This window comes from Streptomyces sp. NPDC058664 (assembly GCF_042716635.1).
Classification (GTDB): domain Bacteria; phylum Actinomycetota; class Actinomycetes; order Streptomycetales; family Streptomycetaceae; genus Streptomyces.
This window is the reverse complement of record NZ_JBHXRW010000253.1, coordinates 1-1,062: the sequence shown is the minus strand read 5'-3', so window position 1 is coordinate 1,062 and position 1,062 is coordinate 1. Positions and strand designations below refer to the sequence as shown.

Genomic DNA, 1,062 nt, shown 5'->3' with positions numbered 1-1,062 from the left:
CGTCATGGGCGAGGCTGCCGCGGCGACGCGCGGTCTCGAACCCGTCGCCTACCTCGACACCCTTGATCGCCTGGATGCCCATGAGGGCGGCGGCCAGGCGCGAGTCGAGGCGCTGCTCGCCGCTGACGAACGAGCCGAGCCCGATGGGCAGGCCGTCCACGATCACCTCGACGACGCCACCGAGCGTGTCGCCGTCCTTCTTCGCCGCTTCGATCTCGGCGATCATCGCCGCCTCGGCGTCGGCGTCGAACGCCCGCACCGGGCTGGCATCGATCGCGTCGAGATCGGTCGCGCCGGGCGTGACACCGGTGGTGTTGGCCGCGGTGCCGATCGACACCACATGCGAGATCACCTCGACGCCGAAGGCCTGACGCAGGAAGTTACGCGCGATGGTGCCCGCGGCGACCCGCGCCGCGGTCTCGCGGGCGCTGGCGCGCTCGAGCACCGGGCGGGCGTCGTCGAAGCCGTACTTGAGCATTCCGGAGTAATCGGCGTGACCGGGGCGCGGCCGGGTCAGCGGCGCATTGCGCGCCATGCCCGCCAGTTCGGTCTCGTCGATCGGATCGGCCGACATCACTTCGGTCCACTTGGGCCACTCGGAATTGGCGATCTCGATCGCGACCGGTCCACCCATGGTGCGGCCGTGGCGCACGCCACCGACCAGGGTGACCTTGTCGGCCTCGAACTTCATCCGGGCGCCGCGCCCGTAACCGAGCCGGCGGCGGGCGAGCTGTGCGGAGACATCGTCCGATGTCACCTCGACTCCGGCGACCATCCCTTCCAGGAGGGCGACGAGAGCGGGACCATGGGATTCTCCGGCAGTTATCCAGCGCAACACGCCGACCATCTTCCCATGTCGACACGTGTAACCGGGAATGCGGGCCGACGTGACGAGCGGCACGTCCTCGCCGCGCACGGCCGCGCGGTGGCGGCCACCGCCCTGATCCGGCCGAACCGGCCTGCTGCGGACCGTCGACGACATCGCGTCACCGACCTCGTCCCGGCGCGTCGCATCGCCGATCATGCCAATGCCATCGCGGTCACCGTGGCCAGGCACATCGC

2 protein-coding genes are annotated in these 1,062 nt (G+C 70.5%); one reads left to right on the top strand and one right to left on the bottom strand.

From position 1 onward, the window contains the following. Positions 1-847, bottom strand: an 847-nt coding sequence (gene aroC, locus ACFWUY_RS41960) for a chorismate synthase (RefSeq protein WP_384122435.1), incomplete at its 3' end; no start/stop codon positions are given. A gap of 6 nt (positions 848-853) precedes the next feature. Between aroC and ACFWUY_RS41955 the strand changes: the two genes are divergently transcribed. Then, positions 854-1,062 (top strand): hypothetical protein (locus ACFWUY_RS41955; RefSeq protein ID WP_384122432.1); only part of this gene is annotated, 209 nt, incomplete at its 3' end.